General features: G+C 70.5%; 21 protein-coding genes, 1 tRNA gene and 1 pseudogene. 1 reads left to right on the top strand and 22 read right to left on the bottom strand.

Annotated features, from left to right (window positions below):
• Window positions 1–313: 313 nt before the first annotated feature.
• The 4 genes from IPZ69_RS05625 to IPZ69_RS05610 form a co-directional block, all read right to left on the bottom strand.
• Window positions 314–2,104 (bottom strand): DEAD/DEAH box helicase, encoded by a 1,791-nt coding sequence (locus IPZ69_RS05625; protein ID WP_235452833.1) that lies wholly within the window; start codon window positions 2,102–2,104, stop codon window positions 314–316.
• Between the two features lie 206 nt (window positions 2,105–2,310).
• A complete protein-coding gene (locus tag IPZ69_RS05620) occupies window positions 2,311–2,685 on the bottom strand; it encodes a type II toxin-antitoxin system death-on-curing family toxin (protein WP_235452787.1) in 375 nt (124 codons plus the stop codon).
• Window positions 2,682–2,882, bottom strand: a complete 201-nt coding sequence (locus IPZ69_RS05615; protein WP_235452786.1) for a ribbon-helix-helix domain-containing protein — start codon at window positions 2,880–2,882, stop codon at window positions 2,682–2,684. Before IPZ69_RS05615 ends, IPZ69_RS05620 begins: the two co-directional genes overlap by 4 nt.
• Before the next feature lie 98 nt (window positions 2,883–2,980).
• Window positions 2,981–4,417: an MFS transporter gene (locus IPZ69_RS05610; RefSeq protein ID WP_235452785.1), complete on the bottom strand. Its 1,437-nt coding sequence runs from the start codon at window positions 4,415–4,417 to the stop codon at window positions 2,981–2,983.
• A gap of 176 nt (window positions 4,418–4,593) precedes the next feature.
• Here IPZ69_RS05610 and IPZ69_RS05605 point away from each other — a divergent pair.
• Window positions 4,594–4,665: transfer RNA gene (locus IPZ69_RS05605), tRNA-Cys, on the top strand.
• Window positions 4,666–4,804: 139 nt separating this feature from the next.
• Here the strand turns inward: IPZ69_RS05605 and IPZ69_RS05600 are convergent.
• The 18 genes and pseudogenes from IPZ69_RS05600 to IPZ69_RS05515 all read right to left on the bottom strand — a co-directional run bounded on the left by IPZ69_RS05600 (window position 4,805) and on the right by IPZ69_RS05515 (window position 18,252).
• A complete protein-coding gene (locus tag IPZ69_RS05600; protein WP_235452783.1) occupies window positions 4,805–5,638 on the bottom strand; it encodes a hypothetical protein in 834 nt (277 codons plus the stop codon).
• 179 nt (window positions 5,639–5,817) lie between these two features.
• The gene (locus tag IPZ69_RS05595) at window positions 5,818–7,095 is read right to left on the bottom strand and encodes a tyrosine-type recombinase/integrase (protein WP_235452781.1); all 1,278 of its coding nucleotides are present in this window, start codon (window positions 7,093–7,095) and stop codon (window positions 5,818–5,820) included.
• Between the two features lie 74 nt (window positions 7,096–7,169).
• Window positions 7,170–7,385 (bottom strand): excisionase family DNA-binding protein, encoded by a 216-nt coding sequence (locus IPZ69_RS05590; RefSeq protein ID WP_235452779.1) that lies wholly within the window; start codon window positions 7,383–7,385, stop codon window positions 7,170–7,172.
• A gap of 464 nt (window positions 7,386–7,849) precedes the next feature.
• On the bottom strand, window positions 7,850–9,325 hold the full coding sequence (locus IPZ69_RS05585) for an ATP-binding protein (RefSeq protein ID WP_235452777.1): 1,476 nt from the start codon (window positions 9,323–9,325) through the stop codon (window positions 7,850–7,852).
• A 2-nt stretch (window positions 9,326–9,327) separates the two neighbouring features.
• Entirely contained in the window at window positions 9,328–10,167 is an 840-nt protein-coding gene (locus IPZ69_RS05580; RefSeq protein WP_235452775.1) for a bifunctional DNA primase/polymerase, read from the bottom strand.
• Window positions 10,164–10,892 (bottom strand): DNA methylase, encoded by a 729-nt coding sequence (locus IPZ69_RS05575; RefSeq protein WP_235452773.1) that lies wholly within the window; start codon window positions 10,890–10,892, stop codon window positions 10,164–10,166. The genes IPZ69_RS05580 and IPZ69_RS05575 overlap by 4 nt, the downstream gene beginning before the upstream one ends.
• Window positions 10,893–10,979: 87 nt before the next feature.
• Window positions 10,980–11,456 carry a hypothetical protein gene (locus IPZ69_RS05570; protein WP_235452772.1) on the bottom strand — a complete coding sequence of 159 codons (477 nt, stop codon included), beginning with the start codon at window positions 11,454–11,456 and terminating at the stop codon, window positions 10,980–10,982.
• 74 nt (window positions 11,457–11,530) lie between these two features.
• Window positions 11,531–11,719, bottom strand: a complete 189-nt coding sequence (locus IPZ69_RS05565; protein WP_235452770.1) for a hypothetical protein — start codon at window positions 11,717–11,719, stop codon at window positions 11,531–11,533.
• Window positions 11,720–12,129: 410 nt separating this feature from the next.
• Window positions 12,130–14,211, bottom strand: coding sequence for a cell division protein FtsK (locus tag IPZ69_RS05560; protein WP_235452768.1), 2,082 nt, complete (start codon window positions 14,209–14,211; stop codon window positions 12,130–12,132).
• Window positions 14,212–14,378: 167 nt separating this feature from the next.
• Window positions 14,379–14,549, bottom strand: a complete 171-nt coding sequence (locus IPZ69_RS05555) for a pRL2-8 (RefSeq protein ID WP_235452766.1) — start codon at window positions 14,547–14,549, stop codon at window positions 14,379–14,381.
• A gap of 2 nt (window positions 14,550–14,551) precedes the next feature.
• Complete coding sequence (locus tag IPZ69_RS05550) at window positions 14,552–14,869, bottom strand: hypothetical protein (RefSeq protein WP_235452764.1); 318 nt, start codon at window positions 14,867–14,869, stop codon at window positions 14,552–14,554.
• A 2-nt stretch (window positions 14,870–14,871) separates the two neighbouring features.
• Window positions 14,872–15,219: an RRQRL motif-containing zinc-binding protein gene (locus IPZ69_RS05545; protein ID WP_235452762.1), complete on the bottom strand. Its 348-nt coding sequence runs from the start codon at window positions 15,217–15,219 to the stop codon at window positions 14,872–14,874.
• On the bottom strand, window positions 15,216–15,833 hold the full coding sequence (locus IPZ69_RS05540) for a GGDEF domain-containing protein (RefSeq protein WP_235452759.1): 618 nt from the start codon (window positions 15,831–15,833) through the stop codon (window positions 15,216–15,218). Before IPZ69_RS05540 ends, IPZ69_RS05545 begins: the two co-directional genes overlap by 4 nt.
• A gap of 476 nt (window positions 15,834–16,309) precedes the next feature.
• A pseudogene (locus IPZ69_RS47350) lies at window positions 16,310–17,032 on the bottom strand (protein spdB); the annotation flags it as partial.
• On the bottom strand, window positions 17,029–17,295 hold the full coding sequence (locus IPZ69_RS05530) for a hypothetical protein (protein WP_235452753.1): 267 nt from the start codon (window positions 17,293–17,295) through the stop codon (window positions 17,029–17,031). The pseudogene IPZ69_RS47350 and the gene IPZ69_RS05530, both read right to left, overlap by 4 nt.
• The gene (locus IPZ69_RS05525) at window positions 17,292–17,741 is read right to left on the bottom strand and encodes a Pycsar system effector family protein (protein ID WP_235452750.1); all 450 of its coding nucleotides are present in this window, start codon (window positions 17,739–17,741) and stop codon (window positions 17,292–17,294) included. The genes IPZ69_RS05530 and IPZ69_RS05525 overlap by 4 nt, the downstream gene beginning before the upstream one ends.
• Entirely contained in the window at window positions 17,738–18,007 is a 270-nt protein-coding gene (locus IPZ69_RS05520) for a DUF6284 family protein (RefSeq protein WP_235452747.1), read from the bottom strand. The genes IPZ69_RS05525 and IPZ69_RS05520 overlap by 4 nt, the downstream gene beginning before the upstream one ends.
• Before the next feature lie 89 nt (window positions 18,008–18,096).
• Complete coding sequence (locus IPZ69_RS05515; RefSeq protein ID WP_235452745.1) at window positions 18,097–18,252, bottom strand: hypothetical protein; 156 nt, start codon at window positions 18,250–18,252, stop codon at window positions 18,097–18,099.
• Between the last annotated feature and the right edge of the window lie 339 nt (window positions 18,253–18,591).

Here is an 18,591-nt window from a genome sequence, read left to right as displayed (position 1 = left end):
CCACTCCTTAGGTGGTGAGGTCGGCAACCCCCTTCGCGGCGGATGCGTCGCCGAGTCCCGTCAGCGACGCGCTACAGAGGCCGCCGATCGGCAGGACGGCCCGGCGGCTCCGGGCCCAGTCGCTTCACGGCTGCGCTCCGCGGCGGCGCTGCCACGGGGCGTGTGCGTAGCGGGACAGTAGCGAAGCCGGTTCGCTGAGCGGAAGCCTCCGTCCAGAATCCGGGCAGTGGCAGAGTTGAACTGCCAACATTCGTCCGCATACGTACATCGCGCGAACGCAACTGACACTCCACGGCCCGAACCCGGCGGAGCGTCACCGCATGCGGGTGGCCCACTCCTGCACCTTGGCGATCCGCTGCCTGAGCTGTCCCGGTGTCGCCTCGGCGCTCGGCGGTCCCCCGCACACCCGCCGCAGCTCGGTGTGGATGACCCCGTGCGGCTTGCCGCTCTGGTGGACGTAGGCGCTCACCATGGTGTTGAGCTGCTTGCGCAGCTCCATCATCTCCTTGTGGCTGACCACCGGCCGCCGCTCGGCGGGCAGTTCGAGCAGGTCGGCCTCGGTGTCGGGCTTCTTGCGGCTGTGCGCGATCTGCCGGGCCTGCCGCTTCTGCAGCAGCAGCTGCACCTGCTCGGGTTCGAGTAGGCCCGGAATGCCCAGATAGTCCTGCTCCTCCTCGCTGCCCGGGTGCGCCTGCATGCCGAACTCGGCGCCGTCGTACAGCACCCGGTCGAAGACGGCGTCGGACTCCAGGGCCTCGAACGGGAGCATGTCCTGCTCTCCGGTGTCCTCGTCCTGCTCCTTGTTCGCCTCGTCCATCTCCTTCTCGGACTCGGCGTACGGGTCCTCCTCGCCCTCCTTCTTCGGCTTGTCGAGGGCGTGGTCCCGTTCCACCTCCATCTCGTTGGCGAAGGTGAGCAGGTCGGGGATGGTCGGCAGGAACACGGAGGCGGTCTCGCCGCGCCGCCGGGACCGTACGAAACGGCCCACGGCCTGGGCGAAGAACAGGGGCGTGGAGATGGTGGTGGCGTACACCCCGACGGCGAGCCGGGGCACGTCGACGCCCTCGGACACCATGCGGACCGCGACCATCCAGCGGTCGTTGTTTCCGCTGAACTCGTCGATCCGGCCGGACGCGCCCGCGTCGTCGGACAGCACGAGCGTCGCCCGGGTCCCCGTGATCTCGCGGATCAGCTTGGCGTAGGCGCGCGCGGACTCCTGGTCGGAGGCGATGACGAGCGCGCCCGCGTCCGGGATGGCCTTCCTGACCTCGGTCAGCCGCTGGTCGGCGGCGCGCAGCACGCTGGGCATCCACTCGCCGCGCGGGTCGAGGGCGGTGCGCCAGGCCTGGCTGACGGCGTCCTTGGTCATGGGCTCGCCGAGCCGGGCGGCGATCTCGTCGCCGGCCTTGGTCCGCCAGCGCATGTTGCCGCTGTAGGAGAGGAATATGACGGGCCTGACGACGTGGTCGGCGAGCGCGTTGCCGTACCCGTAGGTGTAGTCGGCGGCGGACCGCCGGATCCCGTCCTGCCCCTCCTCGTACGCCACGAACGGGATGGGGTTGGTGTCGGACCGGAAGGGCGTACCCGTGAGCGCGAGCCGCCGTGTCGCCGGCTCGAAGGCCTCCAGACACGCCTCGCCCCAGGACTTGGAGTCGCCGGCGTGGTGGATCTCGTCCAGGATCACCAGGGTCTTGCGCTGCTCGACGCGGTTGCGGTGCAGCATCGGGCGCACGCCGACACCGGCGTAGGTGACCGCGACCCCGTCGTAGTCCTTGCCGAGCGGCCCGGCGCTGTACTCGGGGTCGAGCTTGATCCCGATCCGCGCCGCCGCCTCCGCCCACTGCTTCTTCAGGTGCTCGGTGGGCGCGACCACGGTCACCTGCTGCACGACGTGGTGGTGCAGCAGCCAGGAGGCGAGGGTGAGGGCGAAGGTCGTCTTACCGGCGCCGGGGGTCGCGACCGCCAGGAAGTCGCGCGGCTGCTCCTGGATGTACCTCTCCATCGCCCCCTGCTGCCAGGCACGCAGCTTGCTGGCGGTGCCCCAGGGGGCGCGGCCCGGGAAGGCCGGTGACAGGTGGTGGGAGTGCGAGGAGGAAGCAGACATGGGGGCGGGCCCGGAGGGCACTCCGTTGAGGGTGGTGGCGGGTGACGGGCGGGCAGTAGTCACGGTCTCCGTGGGTGGGTCGGGTCGCTCGCCGTTCGGGGCGGCGGCGGGTGGCTCGGCTACGTATGACAACCGGGCCACCCTACCGGCGGCACGGTGGTGTCAACGCGTGGTCGTGGCCGGGTCGCCCGCGGGTGGGATCCACGTCACAGACAACGCAGCCGTCCCGCGATCGCGCCCACGTCGCTCTCCTTGCCGGAGGCCACGTCGATGACCAGGTCGTACGCCGTGTCCTGGTCGACGTCGGCGAGATCGACCCCGTTGACCGCGAGGAAGGTGGCCGCCGCCAGCCAGGCGGTGCGCTTGTTCCCGTCGACAAGGGGGTGGTTCGCGGCGATGCCGTGCAGCAGCGCGGCGGCCTGCTCGTACAGGTCGGCGTAGGCCGCGGTACCGAACATCCGGGCGCGCGGCCGGTGCACGGCCGAGGCCAGCAGCCCGGGTTCGCGGGCCTCCGGGGCCCCTCCGCCGAAGGCGACCTCGGCGAGGGCGGTGACCTCGGCGACGGTGAGGTGACGGGTCATTCGCCGAGTCTCCTCAGCAGGTCGGCGTGGGCCCCGGCCAGCCGCTCGGCGGCGGCCCGCACGACCAGCCCCTCCTCGATCAGATACCTGCGCACGGCCTCCAGGACCAACTCCTCCGGCGCACGCCCCTGGGCGTCCGCGAGGTCGTCGAGGCTCTGCCGGGTGGCGGGGTCGAGGGGGAGGGTCAGCCGGTGCATGAGGGGAGGGTAGGTGCCGGGGCCGACGGGCGGCGAACGCTTTTACGACGCCAGCGTCTGGCCCTCCCGCCGTGCGCCGCGCCCGTTGCCCGGGCGGCTCAGCGCACCCGCACCCGGGTGGTCACCCACGCCCCGACGAGCGCCACCACCGCCATGGGCAGGAACACGGCGGCGAAGGCGGCTGGATGGGCGCCGGAGCCGGCGTCCGCCGCGGTGGAGGCCGCCGTGCCGCCGCCCAGGGCCGCGAAGGCGGCGCCGGTCGCGGCGAGGAGGACGACGTTGGACAGGGCGTCGGAGATCTGGAGGGCGGCGGAGTTGGCGCCGGCCTCCTCCGGGGCGGAGAGCCGGAGCAGGAGCACGCCGGCCGAGGCGATGACGAGGCCCATGCCGAAGCAGCCGAAGGCCCAGGTCACGGCGACGATCCAGACGGGCACGGAGTGCACGAGCACGCTGGGCGCGGCGGCGATCGCGCAGGCGACCAGCACCATCCCCAGGGTCATCAGGCGCTCCCGGTACGGCTCCACCCGCGGCCGTGACTGCACCCACGACCCGAGCGCCCAGGTCGCCCCGCCCGCGGCCAGGGAGAACCCGGCCAGCGTCGGCGACAGCCCGCGCTGGGTCACGAGCATCAGCGGTACGAAGGACTCGGCGGCGATGAACGACCCCGCGGCCACGCCGCGCAGCAGCACGACGGACGGCAGCCCGCGCGCGGCCCGGTAGGTACCGCGGGGCAGCAGCCCGAGCACGGCCGGTACGAGCAGGGCGGCGCCGGCGACACCGGGGAGGAGGGAGGCCCACCGCAGGTCCTGCGCGGCGTACTGCAGGAGCCCGGCCCCGAGCGAGATGCCCAGGGCGAGCCGGATGCGCCGCCGGTCGAAGCCGCCCGTCTGAGCCACCTTCACGGGCCCGGCCGCGCGGCGTCGTATCTGCGGGAGCGCGAGCGCCAGCGGGAAGACGACCAGCACGGGTATGCCGAGGAAGACCCACCGCCAGCCGAGGTGCTCGGTCACGGCTCCCGCGGCGAGCGGCCCGACGATGGACGGTACGACCCATCCGGCGGCGAAGGCGGCCAGGATCGCCGGCCGCAGCCGCTCCGGATAGGCCCGGCCGACGATCACGTACAGCGCGACGATCACCAGCCCGCCGCCGAACCCCTGCACGGCCCGCCCCACGATGAACACCCACATCGTCCCGGCGGTCCCGGCGACCACGAGCCCCGCCGCGAAGGCGCCGATCCCCGTGGTCAGGGCGCCCAGCGGACCGCGCCGGTCCGACCACTGACCGCACAGCACCATGCCGAACAGGCTCGTGGTGAAGTACCCGGAGAAGGCGAACGCGTACAGCGACACCCCGCCCAGTTCCCGGGCCGCGACCGGCATCGCGGTGCCCACCGCGGTCGCCTCGAACGCGATGAGCAGCACGACGGACACGATCCCGACGCTGAGGGCCCGGTACGCCCGCCCGAGCACACGCTCGTCGGCTCTGTCAGCAGGCTCTTCGGCGACTTTGGCGTCGCGCGGCTCAAGGGCGGTCATGGTCGCCAGAGTAAGTCCCACGAGCCCGTTTCGCCCCTGTCGCGAGTCCCCCTCCCGCTGAGACCTTGGTCGTAGTCCCCCGCCCCTTCGTGAACGCGGCATGGCAGTCCTGTTGCAGCCCCGCCCCACCTCTTGAGCCGCTCCCCCACCCCTCCCTACGGTCGACCCATCAACACGGCCGTGTGCCCGAGTGGCTCAGGGACTCGCCTGCAAAGCGGGTTACGCGGGTTCGATTCCCGCCACGGCCTCTGGACGCCTGACCAGGCAGAACGAAGGGGCGGCACCCCATACGGGTGCCGCCCCTTCTGGTTGTCCGTCTCAATTACCGTCTCAGTTGGCCGGTACGAACCGTCCCGCTTCCGGACCCTGCCGGCTCGCCGATGGCAGCTACGGTTCGATGGCTGGCGGCTCACTCGGAGCCTCGATGACGAACGTCGGCTCCGGAAGTCGCTGCCCTCGCTGCCTGGAAATCCAGTACGCACGCTTCCGAGGCGGCTGGAGAGCGTATTCGAGCGTGCTTGATCCAGAGTCGCCGGAAAGATCACTGCCAGCCACGACCCAGATCCCTTGTCTGTCCTCAACAGGCCTCACCGGACAGCCAGTCAGCTCGATTTCCCAGGTGTCCGTTACGCCGTTGTCGCGGTCATCGTGCGCAGTAACGGTCCCCGTAACACGGTGAGGCAGTGGTTCTCCTGCTTGGCGAGCCTCGTAGTTCTCGGACAACTCCTTGATGGTGAAGTCCCTTTGCAAGAAGAGAGGGATAGACGATTCAGGGAAGAGCATGTTGGACGTCGCGGCGCGCGGGCGGCGTTCCACCGCGAAGTACAGGTCACCTTCGAAGTTCAGGGTGATGTGCGACCGCCCATGATTCTGGACCGTGATGCCCGCCTGGAGGACGATCCGCTGATCCTGCTTCGCCGGAAAGTGCCACTCGTGCCCGTTCGGCCAGGGATTCACAGGCATACCGGACGGCGTCCAGGCGTACGGGGGCCACGGCACGTCATGGATTCGGACGCTGACTGCCGGAGCTTGCTCATCCAGCCGTGCGCGGGCGGCGTCCAGCGCCACGGCCTGGGAGGCGACAAGAGCTTGGTCCGCAGTGACAAGGGCCCGCTGGGCTGTGACCACAGCGCGGCGGGTCAGAAACGATTGTGCCGCGACCGCGCCGAACGCGGCCGTCGTGGCGCATGCAGAGAGCGCGGTCCAGAAAGTATCGGACATGGCTCGTGATTGTCGTACTTCACCAGCTCTTACGCCAATCCCCTGGTCACTGGCCCTACTTGACCAGGAATTGGCTGCACGACGAAGACCAGAGGGCAACCGGCCGACCATCATGGAGAACGCAGAACGGGGTGACGCCGCAGAAGGGCGCCACCCCGTGGCATGTCGTCGGGCCCCGGTCAGCCAGCCGGTAGGAGCACGCCGGCCGCCCCATCGCCGTCGTCCGGCCGGTCCGTTTCGGGTTTCCAGATCAGGCCGTCCACCTGCCGCGCGATGTCCGTCCGCACGGCATCCACCATGTGCTGATAGCGGGCGGCCATGGCTGTGGTCGACCACCCCATGAGGCCCATGACGGCCCGTTCGGGGACACCGAGGATGAGTAGGACCGTGGCGGCCGTGTGGCGCGCGTCGTGCAAACGCCCGTCCCGGACTCTCGCCTCTATCAGGAGAGCCTTCCACTCGTTCCAGTCCCGGCGGTGGGACGGGCTACGGCCATACTCATCCGGGAAGACCAAGCCGTTGTCCTCCCAGCGCTTCCCGGCCCTCGTTCGCTCCGCTCCCTGCGCCTTGAGGTGCGCACGGAGTAGGTCAACGAGCTGATCGGGGAGACCCACCGCGCGACGGCCGGCGCGCGACTTGGTGGTGGACAACTCGGGGTTGGTTCGTCGCCTCTGGGGGCAGTACCCGGCGGCCTTGCGTCCGCAGGCCTCCGTGCACCCGTGGGCGTACTGCGGGCGGTGGCGACTACGGCGAACAACGAGGAATCCGCCCTCAAGGTCCACGTCGTCCCACGTCAGCCCCAATACCTCGCCTTGACGCAGTCCGAGGGCCAGCGCGACGGCCCATCGTGCGGAGTTGCGATGCTGGTCAGCGGCCTTCAGCAATCGCTGTACCTCTTGGACACTGTAGGGCTCCACCTCGTACTCCCCCGTTTTCGGGGCCTTGGCCAACTGAACGGTGTTCTTGCCGAGATGGCCGCGCCGTACGGCCTCATTGAGGGCGGTGCGGAAGGTTCGGTGCACCTGGTGAGCAGTTGCGGGCTTGCTGCCGTTGGCCTGCATCTTGGCGTAGAACGCCTCGATGTGCTCGGGCTTGAGCCTGTCGAGACGGTGGGCGCCCAAGCCGGGGATGAGGTGCTTCCGGACCGCAACGCCGTACCCGACCATCGTGTTGTCGTTGACGGCGAGGGGCGCGACGTTCTCGATCCAGTGCGTCAGCCATGTGTTGACTGTCCACGCCCGGCCGGGCTTCTTCACGGTCTTGGCGTCGCGCTGTTTCTCCAGCTCGCGCACGGCGGCGGTCACTTCAGCACGGGTTTTGCGTTCGACGTGACGGCGGTCCGGCGTGCCGTCGTCGCGGATGCCCACGGTGACACGGCCGTGCCACTTACCGTCCTTGCCGAAGTAGATCGAGCTGCGGCCGTTCGGCTGTCGGGTGCGCTTCTTTTCCTCTGCCACGCGGGCTCCTTCTGAGGTGCGGAGAGAGCCGGAGCGCCGCCCCCACGTAGGGGCGGCGCTCCGGGAAGGCGATTTCAGGCGGCGCGCTGCTGGGCGCGGCGGCGAGCGACGTATTCGGCGGGTGCATCGGCGGGGATGCGTCGGAGACTGCCGACCGGGATGGATTCCAGCTCCCCCAGGCGGATGAGCTGGTAGCAGGTGGTTCGGCCGATGCGGAGGCGGCGGGCGGCTTCCTCGACGGTGAGGAGCACAAGGGTGTTGTCGAGTTCGTCGACGCAGGGCTTGTCCATGCAGAGATCTCCCAGGGACCGAAGGAGTGTTGGGGGCCATGTGGAGGTAGCGCGCCTGTCCGAGGTGCGGATTTCTGCGTCATCGCGTCAGGCACGTCATTTGAGGCTCTGACCTGTGGTTATGCGGTGACGCGGGCAGCTCGGGGCGTGTCACGGGGCGGGGCGGGGCTCTGTCACCCGTGACGCGGGTGACGCGGGATGACGCAGGTTTAGCCGTCTGCGTCATGGCTGTTGCCGCTGGTCAGGGACCGGTTTGGTGTGGCTGGTGACGTGGGTGACGCAGCGTCTCTTCTCTTAGGAAAGACAAGGGGTGGTGTCTGTGGTGGTGCGGCTCAGGGCGTGAAGAAGGAGCCGCTTCGCGGCGCGCCTTGTGCAGCGGCGGCGCTGCCGCCGGAACAGCAAGAGGAGCACGCCAGGCCGGGGTGCTCCTCTTGCTTGTTCGGTGCGGTGCCGGGTGGCGCGGGTCAGAACGCCTCTTCCTGCTGGTGTGGGGGCGGGAGCGGGGGGCGGGTCATTTCGATGTAGCGGGCGGCGCTGGTGCGGCCCCAGTCGATGAGGACGCCGCGTGCGGCGAGGGTGGGCTGTAGCCGCTTGAGCCGGTCGGAGAGCACCTTGCCGGTGGTGGGCCAGCCCTTGGGCAGGGGGCGGCAGTCCTCGCCGCTGTAGAGGCTGGTGAGGCAGTGCAGCCACTCCGATGACGTCATGCGGACTTCCGTGCCTGGGTCGAGCGTGGCGGCGTGCTGCAGGACTGTTTGTGCCAGGAGGTCGCCTTCGATGACGTCGTCGTTGAGGTCGTCGAGGCTGGCCCGGTAGGCCTTGAGTGCGCCGAAGCCGGTTGCCGCGTCGAGCTGCGCGCACAGGTGGGCGAAGTCGGCCATCCGCAGGTCGGTGGGGGTGTCCGCCTCGGCGGCCCGCACCTTCACTGTCAGGTCCAGGAGGGAGCCGAGGACCACCGGCAGGATTTCCGCGTACTCCGTCCACAGCTCTGCCTCGGTGCGCCGTACCCGGGGGCGGACGAGGCGGAGCGGGAGGAGGCGTTCGGCGAGGTCGGGGCGGATGACGCCGACGTCGATTCCGGTCAGGAGCATGGGGCGCCGGTAGCGGGAGCGGACGACGTCGCCGTCGGTGAAGAGCGCGCGTTTGATGCTCTCGGCGCCGGTGACGATGCAGCACATGAGGTCGGACAGGTCCGGGGGCAGGTGGGAGAGGTTGTCCAGGGCGGTGACCCATCCCGCGGCGACGGCCGTGATCATGTTCTCCTCGTCCTTCGGGGCCCGACGCAGGTCGCCACTCATCCCTTCGATGATGCGCACCAGCATCCGGCCGCCGGTGGACTTGCCCGCCCCCTGCGGCCCGGTGAGGAACGGTGCAGGGACGGGGACGGACGGTTCCAGGCAGCCGATGAGCCAGGCGAGGGCCAGGCACTCGGTCTCGGCATTGGCGAAGTTGCACAGGCGGAGCAGGAGGTCGATGCCCTTGCCCTCGGTGTCCTTGGCCGGCAGCGGCAGTTCGCCGGTGAGCTGGGTGCGCCGCCAGCAGACTTCCTTCGGGTTGGGGGTGAGGATGTCCCAGCCGGTGGGGTGGATGCGGACGCACTGGCCGTCGTCGCGGCCCAGGTCCAGCCACGTCGCTCCGTCGAACCCGGGCGCCACGCGGATGTGGGTGGGCTGTACGCCTTCGGTCAGGGCGAGTGCTTCGATCAAGTCCAACGCCTCCTTGAGTGCCGTGCCGTTGAACACGCCGATGCCGTCTTTGAAGAGGCCGACCATGAGTTCCTGACGGTGGCTCCCGGTCGTGCCCTGGGAGCGGATGGGCCGGGCGACGGGGTGGCCGTTCTTCTGCGCGTAGACGGTGCCGTCGATGGTGCGGAAGTACCGGAAGTGCGCTTGTGCGTAGTCGGTGATGATCTGGCGGGCCGGAGTCTTCTCGTCCTCGGGCATGGCTACATCCCCAGTGCGGTGCGGGCGTTGATCCACGCATCGGTGCAATGCCGGGCGGATTCGCCCTTGGACTGGGCGGCGGTGAACAGCCGGGCCACGTGGGCGTCGGTGAGGCAGCCGCACCGGCCATGCGTCGATAGCACGGCGAGGAAGGTGCGGTAGACCGTGGCGTGCACGGCGGTGGAGGCCGCGGTGATGCGCTGCTCTGCCATCGCGATGCCACGGTCCAGGTAGGCGGGCGTGCGGTGACGGCACTCCCCGCCACCGGCCCGTGCGGACACGGTGAGGGCCTGCGGCGCCGGCCGGACAGTGGCGGGTACCTTCACGGTCAGCGCGCGCACGACGTCCGGCAGCGCCGCCATGGTGCCGGTCCCCCATCCGAGCCAACGGGCGTAGGCCATGCGGGACTTGATGTCCACGCCGGGCCGTACTGCGTTGACGGACCGCATCGACCCCAGGTAGATCCAGTGCTCTCCACGGTTGGTGGGCACGGTTCGTGTGGCGGGCAGGTTCTCGCGTGCCCACGTGACCGCGTCGGCGTCGTCGAGGTCCACGACCGTCAGCCCCGCCCCGCCGGGGTGGTAGGCGACCGCAGTCGCCCGCACCCACGCGTGGCGCCAGATGCCGGAGCGGATGACGGTCGGGTCGGTGGTGGCGGCGGCCCAGGCGTGGCACGGGCCAACGCAGGTGCAGGGCCCGGGGGTTTTCATGTTGGGCCTGCCGCCGCATGCGTTGTCGGCGCACCTGCGGCAGTTGCCGAACGGCACCTTGCCCACCCGCAGCGGCAGGACCGGAATCTGGGAGGCGGCCAGGTCGAGGGCGGTGTTCTGGTGCTCGATCATGCCGCCACCCCCAGCCCGGCGCGGGAGACACGAAAGGCGCGACCGATGTACTCGGTGTAGGCGGGTGGGATGGCCTCAGTCAGCTCCTCGCGCACGTTCGTCCACGTGATGCCCATGGCCGCTTGCAGCTCCGGGACGGTCGGCTTGCCGCCGCCGTTGCCGTACGGAGCGACGTAGGGCCCCTCGTGGTACTCGCCGTGGCGGTAGCCACGCACCCGCCCCCGATGGCGCGGGTGGACGGGTTGCGGAGCGGTCCAGCCCCCCAACTCGAAGTTGCGGTGCCGGAGGACGCCGAGCCCGTACATCTCGCCGCACAGCCAGAGGTCCTTGCGGATCTCGGCACGGCCGTTGGGCTGCTCGATGACATACGGCAGGCCCGTCCTGTCGAGCAACTCCCGTGTGGGGGCGACCAGGTCGACGTGCGTTCCGCCCCAGCCCTTGGCCTGGTTGGTGCCGATGCTCAGGGTGCACTTGGCCTGGCAGGGCGGCGAGGCGTGCACGAACGCGTACCGCTCGATCTCCCCCGTGGTCATCAGGTGGGCAAGGTGCTCCAAGGCGTCGCCCCGGTGGTACGGGAACGGGTAGTTGGACCGGTCGGCGATGTCACAGCCGTGCACGCGGAAACCGGCGCGCAGGTATCCCATCGCCGCGCCGCCGGCGCACGAGAACAGATCCAGCAGTAACGGCCGGTGGCCATCTCGCCGAATGTCGGTGGATTGGGTCATGCTGGGAGACCTCCAACAGGTCTGTTGAGGACGGTTGGGCAAGGGCGGCCCCGATTCATTGGCGTGAGGCGGGGGCCGCCCTTGGCGTCAGTGCTGGTTGTTGGTCTTGGCCCACACCCCGGTGGTTCGGCTGTGGACGGTGCGCCGGTCCTGGTGGACGGGTCCCTGGTAGTGGTGGTGGACGTCCGGGGCGGGCTTCGCGCGCTTGGCGAGCCGGGCGAGCGCGAGCACGAGGGCGGTGGGGGCGCCGAACGCAAGGCCGCACACGACCGGGTCGGCGAACTGGGACACGTACATGAGCGCGGCCGCCGTGCCACCGACCATGGCGGTGGCGGCGCCGCCCGCGAGCATGAGCACGCTGGCATCCGTGGCGCCCTGGCTCATCGGGGGCCGTCCGGGCTGGACCACGGGCGGGGTGTCGCCGTGGGCGGGCACCGGGGTGTCGTCGCGATAGGCGGTGGGCCGGTAGGCGTCGGCGATGATCCGGCGAGCCTCAGCCTCGGCCTGAGCCTCGCTCAGTCCGGCGCCCGCGGCCGCCGTGGTGGAAGCATTGTTGGGCTGCATGCAGAACCCCTTCCGGGGGTGGGTGAGCCAGGCTCGGGCACCCCTTGGTGCCCGAGCGGGATTGCTGAGGCCGGTTACGGGTTGGGGATGGCGTGGACGATGGCGGTGGCCATGTCGTTGATGGGTCCGGCGGCGCCGGTGGAGGCGAGGAAGAACCCGAACATCACGGCGGTGAACGCGGCTCCGGCGCTGAGGCTGTGGGAGCGCAGCAGGAAGAACAGGACGAGGCCGAAGAGGAAGACGAGTGAGACGGTCACGGCCATGGGGTGAACTCCCCGCCGGAGTCGTGGCGGTGGGGGTGTCGGGTGCCGGCGCGGTGGATGTCGCGTCCGGTGTTGAGCAGGCGGCGGCCGATGCGGAGCCGATACCGGCGCCCGTGGCAGCGGCGGCACAGTTCGACGGTGCGACGGGCCTGCCGGATGCCGGTGCCGGAGCACTTCCGGCACCGGGCGAAAGGCCAGATCGCACATAACACTGCGTAACCGGCGAGGAGTAGCAGGAGGGCGAGGCTAGCGAGAGCCACCGGGGCTCACATCCCTTCCAAGGGCGGTTTCGGGGTGTTTCCGCAGGTGGGCCGCTAGACGCTAGTTGGCTGATCAGCGGCCGTGCGGGGTGCTAGTGGGAGTGCTAGACCTAGCGATGGCGGCTGCTAGGTCTAGCACCGCTGCTGGGCCTAGGCGGCGGCCCGGTCGGCGTTACGCCGTGTAATCGCGGCGGTGATGTCGGAGCGCTTGATGCCGCGCCGGTTGGCGCCCTCGCCGTCGTCGGTGGTGCCCCAGACCTGCCCTGTCTTGATGCCCCAGGGCTTGAGGGCGGTGGTGACGTTCTCGCCGGTCCATCCGGCGTAGGTGTCGGGGTGGGCGGCGGTGAGCCGGGCGGCGATCCGCTCGCACCACACGGCCTTCTCGTCGGCGGCGATGACGTCGAGGACGTCGGCGAGGATGTCGGATCCGGTCCCGGCGGTTTCCGGGCCGTTGCCGATGGCGTGGCCGGTGATGTTGCCGTACTCCTCGCGCATCTTGCGTGCACGGAGGACGACGCGTTCGGCGTCGACCGCGTCGACGAACGCGGAGGCGACGATGCGGGCGTCGTCGCCCTCACCGGCCATCCAGCAGATTCCCCGGTCTGAGCGGGAGAACATCGTGGCGCGGATGCCTGCCTTGTAGGCGCCGGTGCCCAGGACCATGTCGTTGGCGGTGTGGCCCATGACCTTCAGGCAGAACCGGAGCACGGCGTTGGCGCTGATGCCCGGGGGCAGGGACTTCGCGTCGGGGCGCTGGGTGCCGAAGATGCCGATGATGCCGAGGGCGGGCCCGCGCTTGGTGATGTCGGTGCAGATCTCTTCGACTTCCGCGCCGTACTTGTCGTGCTCGAAGGGCACTTGGCACTCGTCCGATGCCACCACGATCGGGTGCAGTCCGAGGCTCTTGTCGTTGGCGAGTTCGGGCGTGACCTTCGACTGCGGGCACCGGGTGCGGGGAAGGGACTTGATGACCTTCGCGCGGCGGCGCAGTTCTTCGCGCAGTTCCCTCAGCGACTGCACGACGTATTCGATGTCGTCTTCGTCGTCGCCGGCGCGGTAGCGGTGGCAGATCGGTTCCAGGGCGCCGAAGTCGCCGGTGCCTTTGAAGTCGAACGCGTAGATCTGGGACCGGGGGTCGAGGGCGGCGATGAGCAGCAGCAGCCGCATGAGGAAGGTCTTGCCCATGCGGGGCACCGAGGCGATGACGATCGAGACGAACATCAGCGTCACCTCGACCCAGCGCATGCGCTGGTCGTTGCCGAAGACGACGGGCTTGAACAGGTCCACGCTGCCGTCCTTCAGCAGCGGCCACGCGGGTTTCGTCGTCTCGTTCATGGGCCGGTCGCCGACCCACAGCACCAGACGTCCTTCGTGCTGGTCGGGGTCGGGCGAGGGCCACACACAGCCGACCTTGCGGCGCAGGCCGGAGGCGAGCGGCTTGCGTGCGTCCATGATGTCCTCGGGCGTGACGCCGTAGGGCAGGTCCAGGTCGGCGCGGTAGCCGGGCCCGTCACGGACGATCTCCGAGACGAACCGCAGCCCGTTCATGTCCCCGCCCTTCTTGATCGCGGCCGTGATCTTCGCGTTCCCGATCGAGTCCAGGCCGCGCAGGACGATCGAGCCGGTCAGCTTCTGGACCTCGGTCTTCAGCACCGCCGGCCCGACCACCGGGGCGTCGGGCTGCTGCCCACCGATTCCGAGGAGCAGCACGCCGCCGGCGGCGAACGCGTACAGGTAGGCGGGGGCCAGCACGTACAGGTACAGGGCAAAGCCCAGACCGAACACGGCCGCAACGAGGGTGACCAGGCCGCGCAGGCGGATGCGGCCGGCGCGGAGCCGGGCCAGGCGCATGTACTCCTCGACGTCCTCGGTGCGGACCGCGAACTCCCGTAGCGGTGCGGCCTCGCGGTCCCACACCCATCGGTTCGTCGTCGCCACGAACCGGCATGCGCCGCGGGGGGACATGAGGGCGAGGCGTCCGGCGTACACCGGGATCCGCACCCCGTGATACAGGGCGGCGTAGCCGACGTTCGCGCCCGCGTGGCGGGCGGTGGCGAGGAAGTCCCGCCGGTTGGTGAGCCATCCGGCAAGGACCGGTTTGCGCTTCTCGATGGTCACCTTCGGGTCCGGCAACGTGGGGTTGTCGACCGGGACGGGGGCTGCCGGGGCGTCGTCGTCGGGGCCGGTGTCGGGCACGGGCCGCAGGTGCGGGCCTGTCGTGCTTTCCGTCATGCTGAGAACTCCCTGCTGCTCAACGGGTGGTGGGTGGCCCGGGGGCGGCCTGTTTCCTTGGCCGGGACGACCGCCCCCGGGGCGTTGCTACGTGCTGCCCTTGCTGTTCCTGGCGCTTGCGGGCCGGGGCGGGCTGCAGGGCGCGGCGGGGCAACAGCGGTCCACGCTCACCACCAGCTCGACTTCTTCTTGGGCACGAGGTAGGGGTGGCCGTTGACCATGTGGTCCACGCACTGCGGGCAGTCCTCCCGCGGACCGAGGCTGCGGTGTGCGCGCCGGTCGTGGGCGTGCTGCCAGCACTGCGGGCACTCGCCAGGCGGCGTGTCCCTCCCCGCCATGCTCACCACCACCCCGAGGACTTCTTGGCAGCCTTGGCGGTAGCGACCTCGCGCACGACCCGTTGCCGCTCGGTCTGCAGGGCGGTGATCTCCGCGATCAGCCGCGTCTCGGCGGACAGCCACGCGGACTCAAGGCGCCGGTCGGCGCGGTCGGTGCTGCGGCCCCGGAGGGTCTTGTACGAGCCGCCGGCGGCGGCCCGCAGGATCGCGCGGCGTTCGCGTCCGTCCAGCGGCCACATCTCGCGATTGCGGACGGCCTTCAACTTGCGTTCGTTCTGCTGGATCGTCTTGTCCAGGCGGCGGGTGTCGGGCTTGCCCATGGTCAGGCACTCCTCAGGGACTCGGAGGGTTCAGGGAAGGCGCAGGGTGCGCAGGTGCCGAGCGTCGGGGGGATGACGTAGCCCGCATCGCGGCGGCACTTGGGGCAGTGGCGGCGGGCGGCGTTGGCCTTGGCCAGAGCCGCCCACTTGGCAGGGGTCATCGGCCGCACGGGCTTGGCGTCGTCGATGCGGTAGAGGTAGGCGACCAGCGGCCCACGGCGCCGGCGTGGCCGTTCGAGCTGCGCGGCCACGCCCTGACCGCCGGGCCGCAGACCACGCGCCCGGAGCTGCCGGTAGGTGGCGTATCCGTCCGGAGCCATGCGCCAGCGGTAGACCGGCAGGCTGCTCATGCGACGCTGCGGCGGCGGCCGGGCCGCATGCCGGTGATGCCCGTCAGCAGCCAGCCCAGCCGGGCCCGGCGCACACGCGAGGGGCCAGCCTTCGCCGCGTACATGGCCTCATCGGCCCGCCGCAGCAGTCCCGACAGGTCATCGCTCAGGTGGTCGCCCTGGCAGACCCAGCCCAGCGACACCGTGGTGCGCACCTGCGGTGCCGTGTCGAGGGGGCGGGCCAGGACCCGGGCGAGTGTGTCGAGGCGTTCTTGCACGGTGCCGTCGCGGTCGACGAACACGGCGGCGAACTCGTCGCCGCCCAGCCGCCCGACTACGGCGCCGGGGCCGACCCCGTGGGTGAGGCGCGCGGCGGTGGCCGCGAGCAGGGCGTCACCGGCGGCGTGCCCGTGGGTGTCGTTGACCTGCTTGAAACGGTCCACGTCGGCCAGGACGACGACGGTGCGGCGGTTGCGCAGCAGGCGCCTAGCCCGGCGGGTGAAGGCATCACGCGTCCACAGTCCGGTCAATGGGTCCCGCCGGGCGGTGTGAAGCCGGCGGACCATCCATGCCGCGTGGACGCCCCACGCCACGACGGGAGCTCCCGCGGCGGCCGCGAGGGTGAGGGCGCTCATGCCTTCACCTCCGCGCCAGCGGTGCGCTCGGCGAGCAGTGCATCACGCAGCATGCGGGCGTTGACCGGGGAGACGTGCAGTTCCTTGCGGATCCGCTCCCCGGTGATGTGGATCTGGGGCCAGTTGGCCGTCAGGGTCCGGGCCTCGTCGAGGAGTTGTTCCGGGGTGCGTTTCACACGCGGGGTCTTCGCCGACTCCGGCACTCGGTACGTCGCCCGGACCGCCGGGCGGGCCGAGTCAGCCGCCACCGACCGCTGCTCGATCGACCCCGACGGGGTCGATCCGATCGGGGCAGTGAGGGCCGGGACCGGCTTGAGCACGAGACTCGACTTGCCCGCGTCGGCCGGGACCGGATCGGGCACCGGCAGCCGGGTCAGCGTGACCGTGACCGGGGTCGATTCCGGCAGGTCAGCCGTCGACCGAATCGTCTGAGTCTGCTCTGGTTCCTCCGTATTCGCGGAGTCGACGTCGGGTGGGTCGATCGAGGGTGTTGTGACCGGCTCGGTGGGGCCCCAGACCGGGAGCTCCCAGCGGGGCGTGACACCGGGCACGGTGCGGCACGCCGCGCTGGCCAACGCCCTGCCGGTGTCCTCACTGGCCTGAGCCGTCTCCAGCTTCGACCATGCCTTGGAGAGGGTCTTGGCGGTCTTGGCCTGGACGCGGGCGACGTTGGCCCCGGCACCGGTCACCGCGGTCAGCCGGGTGACCTCCGTGCCTGCCGTGGCCCGGAGCCGGGCGCGGTCCACGGCCGCCTGGTCGCGGGCCTCCTGCTGGATACCCCGGATCTCGTCTAACGCGTCCGGGGTGAGCGCGGTGCGCTCCCACAGCCCGTGGACCAGCCACAGTGCCTTCGCCGCGATGGGCAGCCAGGCCACGGCCAGCCACGCGGCGGCGGAGCCGTCGGCGGTGAGCAGCGCGTGGGCCACCAGGACGCCGGCCGCGATGAGACCGAAGCACCAGCCGACGCCGGTCACCACGTTGCTGTGGTCCCCCTGCGCGGCGAGACGGCGTTCATAGGCCAGAGTGGCCAGCCAGCCCCCGTCAATCCCAAGACCGACGACCAGCGCGACACCTTCGTGAATCGACGGGCCGAGCCACATCACGACCACGGCCAGCGTCAGGACCATCGACACCGCCGTCATCGCGACAGCAGGCAACACGGTCTTCGCACCGGCAGGCAGCTTGATCCGGGCCTTCATGCCGCACCCCCATCCGCACCGTGGTGGCGGTAGGTGGTCGGCGGCTTCGTCGCGAGCTGCTTACGCAGGTACTCGGTGTGCCAGCCAAGCCCCCAGTCGGAGGCCGACGGCTCGCCCAAGGCGCCGTTCAGGGCGACGACCGCGTCCAGCACACGGTCTTCCAGCAGGCGCATGAACGCCTCACGATCGCCGATGGTGGCCGGAGTGGGAATGTCGATGGCCTCCCGAACCGCGGCCAGGAACTCGCGAGTGTCCGGGCTCACGCCGCACCCCCGAAGGTCAGCAGGGCGGCCAGGACCAGCAGGGCGCCACCGGTGAGAGTGAGGTCAACCGCGCGGCGCAGGCAGGTGAACTTGCCGACCGCCAGCCGGGACAGCCCGGCAATATCGGCGGCCAGGTCCTGGGAAAGAGCCTCGGTGACCTGCTCGGGGGTCAGGGTGGCCCACAGCGGGAAGCCGCGCCCCCCGCCCAGGTTCGGGCGAACCGAGCGCAGCAGTAGACCGGCCGCCGCCAGCAGCAACCCCATGCCGGCCACGCCAACGACCAGTGCGGGCCGGGTGAGCGTCATACCGTGACCGACACTCCAGGCACCGGCGAGAACCGCGCCGACGAACGCCAACAGAAAACTGGTCTTACCGTCCGTCCGTGCGATCTCCGCCTTCACTTCGGCGTGCGCAGCCGTAAGGCTTTGCTCGGTGGCGGTGCTCACGCGGCACCCCCCGGCGCGATGCGAGCGGTGGCGCGGTTGACGAGCCTCGTGCGCTCGGCCAGGACCCGGGCCAGAGCGCGGCGGATCCGGCGGGCGTCCAGCTCGCTCGGCGTGCGGTCCAGGGTCATGATCTGCGCGTCGATCAGTTCGACGTCCGCCAGGATCAGCGGCATCTCCGACTCGATCGCGTCCAGCTCCGCGTTGGTCGGCTCCATCCAGGGCTCGAACGCGGTAACAGCGTCCTGAACAGTGACGATGGGATTCATGGGTCGTGGTTCCTTCCAGAGGTGAACGGCCCAAACAGCGGCACCCGGGTGGCCGCCCGGGTGCCGCGCGCCGTAGTGGGTAGGTGGGGTCAGCCGCGCTGGGGCTTCGTGCCGTACGCGGCGTGCAGCTCCGCGCGGGCGTCCTTGCACTCGCCGGACACGATCCGGTCGTAGACCGCCTCGCCCTTCTCGAAGTTCTCCGGGCTGGTCAGGTCGGGCGCCTGCTGCGTCTTCTCGCCGAACATCCGAACTCCTGACGTGTCGTCGTGGGTGACGGACCCGGGCCGGCCGACGCCGGCTCGCGGCTCCCCACACCCCGCCCGTACGACCGAAACAGCCAGACGGGCAGGGGAGGCAACCGGCCGCAGCGCACGTCAAGACGCTGCGGAGGGATCGAAGAGTGCGCGGGCCTTTCTCCGCGCGGGCCGCCTTCTTGGGGCTGAGGACAGGCGGTGGATCCTCGATAGGCACGCTATTGAGTTCTCAACCAACGGACGCTGCCTTGGTACTCGCCCCCGCGGGCTTTCCTCCGGGCGTTGCAGTACCTGTTTTACAGGTACTGCATAGGGGGCCGTCAAGAACAC

Source organism: Streptomyces olivochromogenes (assembly GCF_021538895.1).
Classification (GTDB): domain Bacteria; phylum Actinomycetota; class Actinomycetes; order Streptomycetales; family Streptomycetaceae; genus Streptomyces; species Streptomyces olivochromogenes_A.
This window is presented reverse-complemented; position numbering and strand designations above follow the sequence as displayed.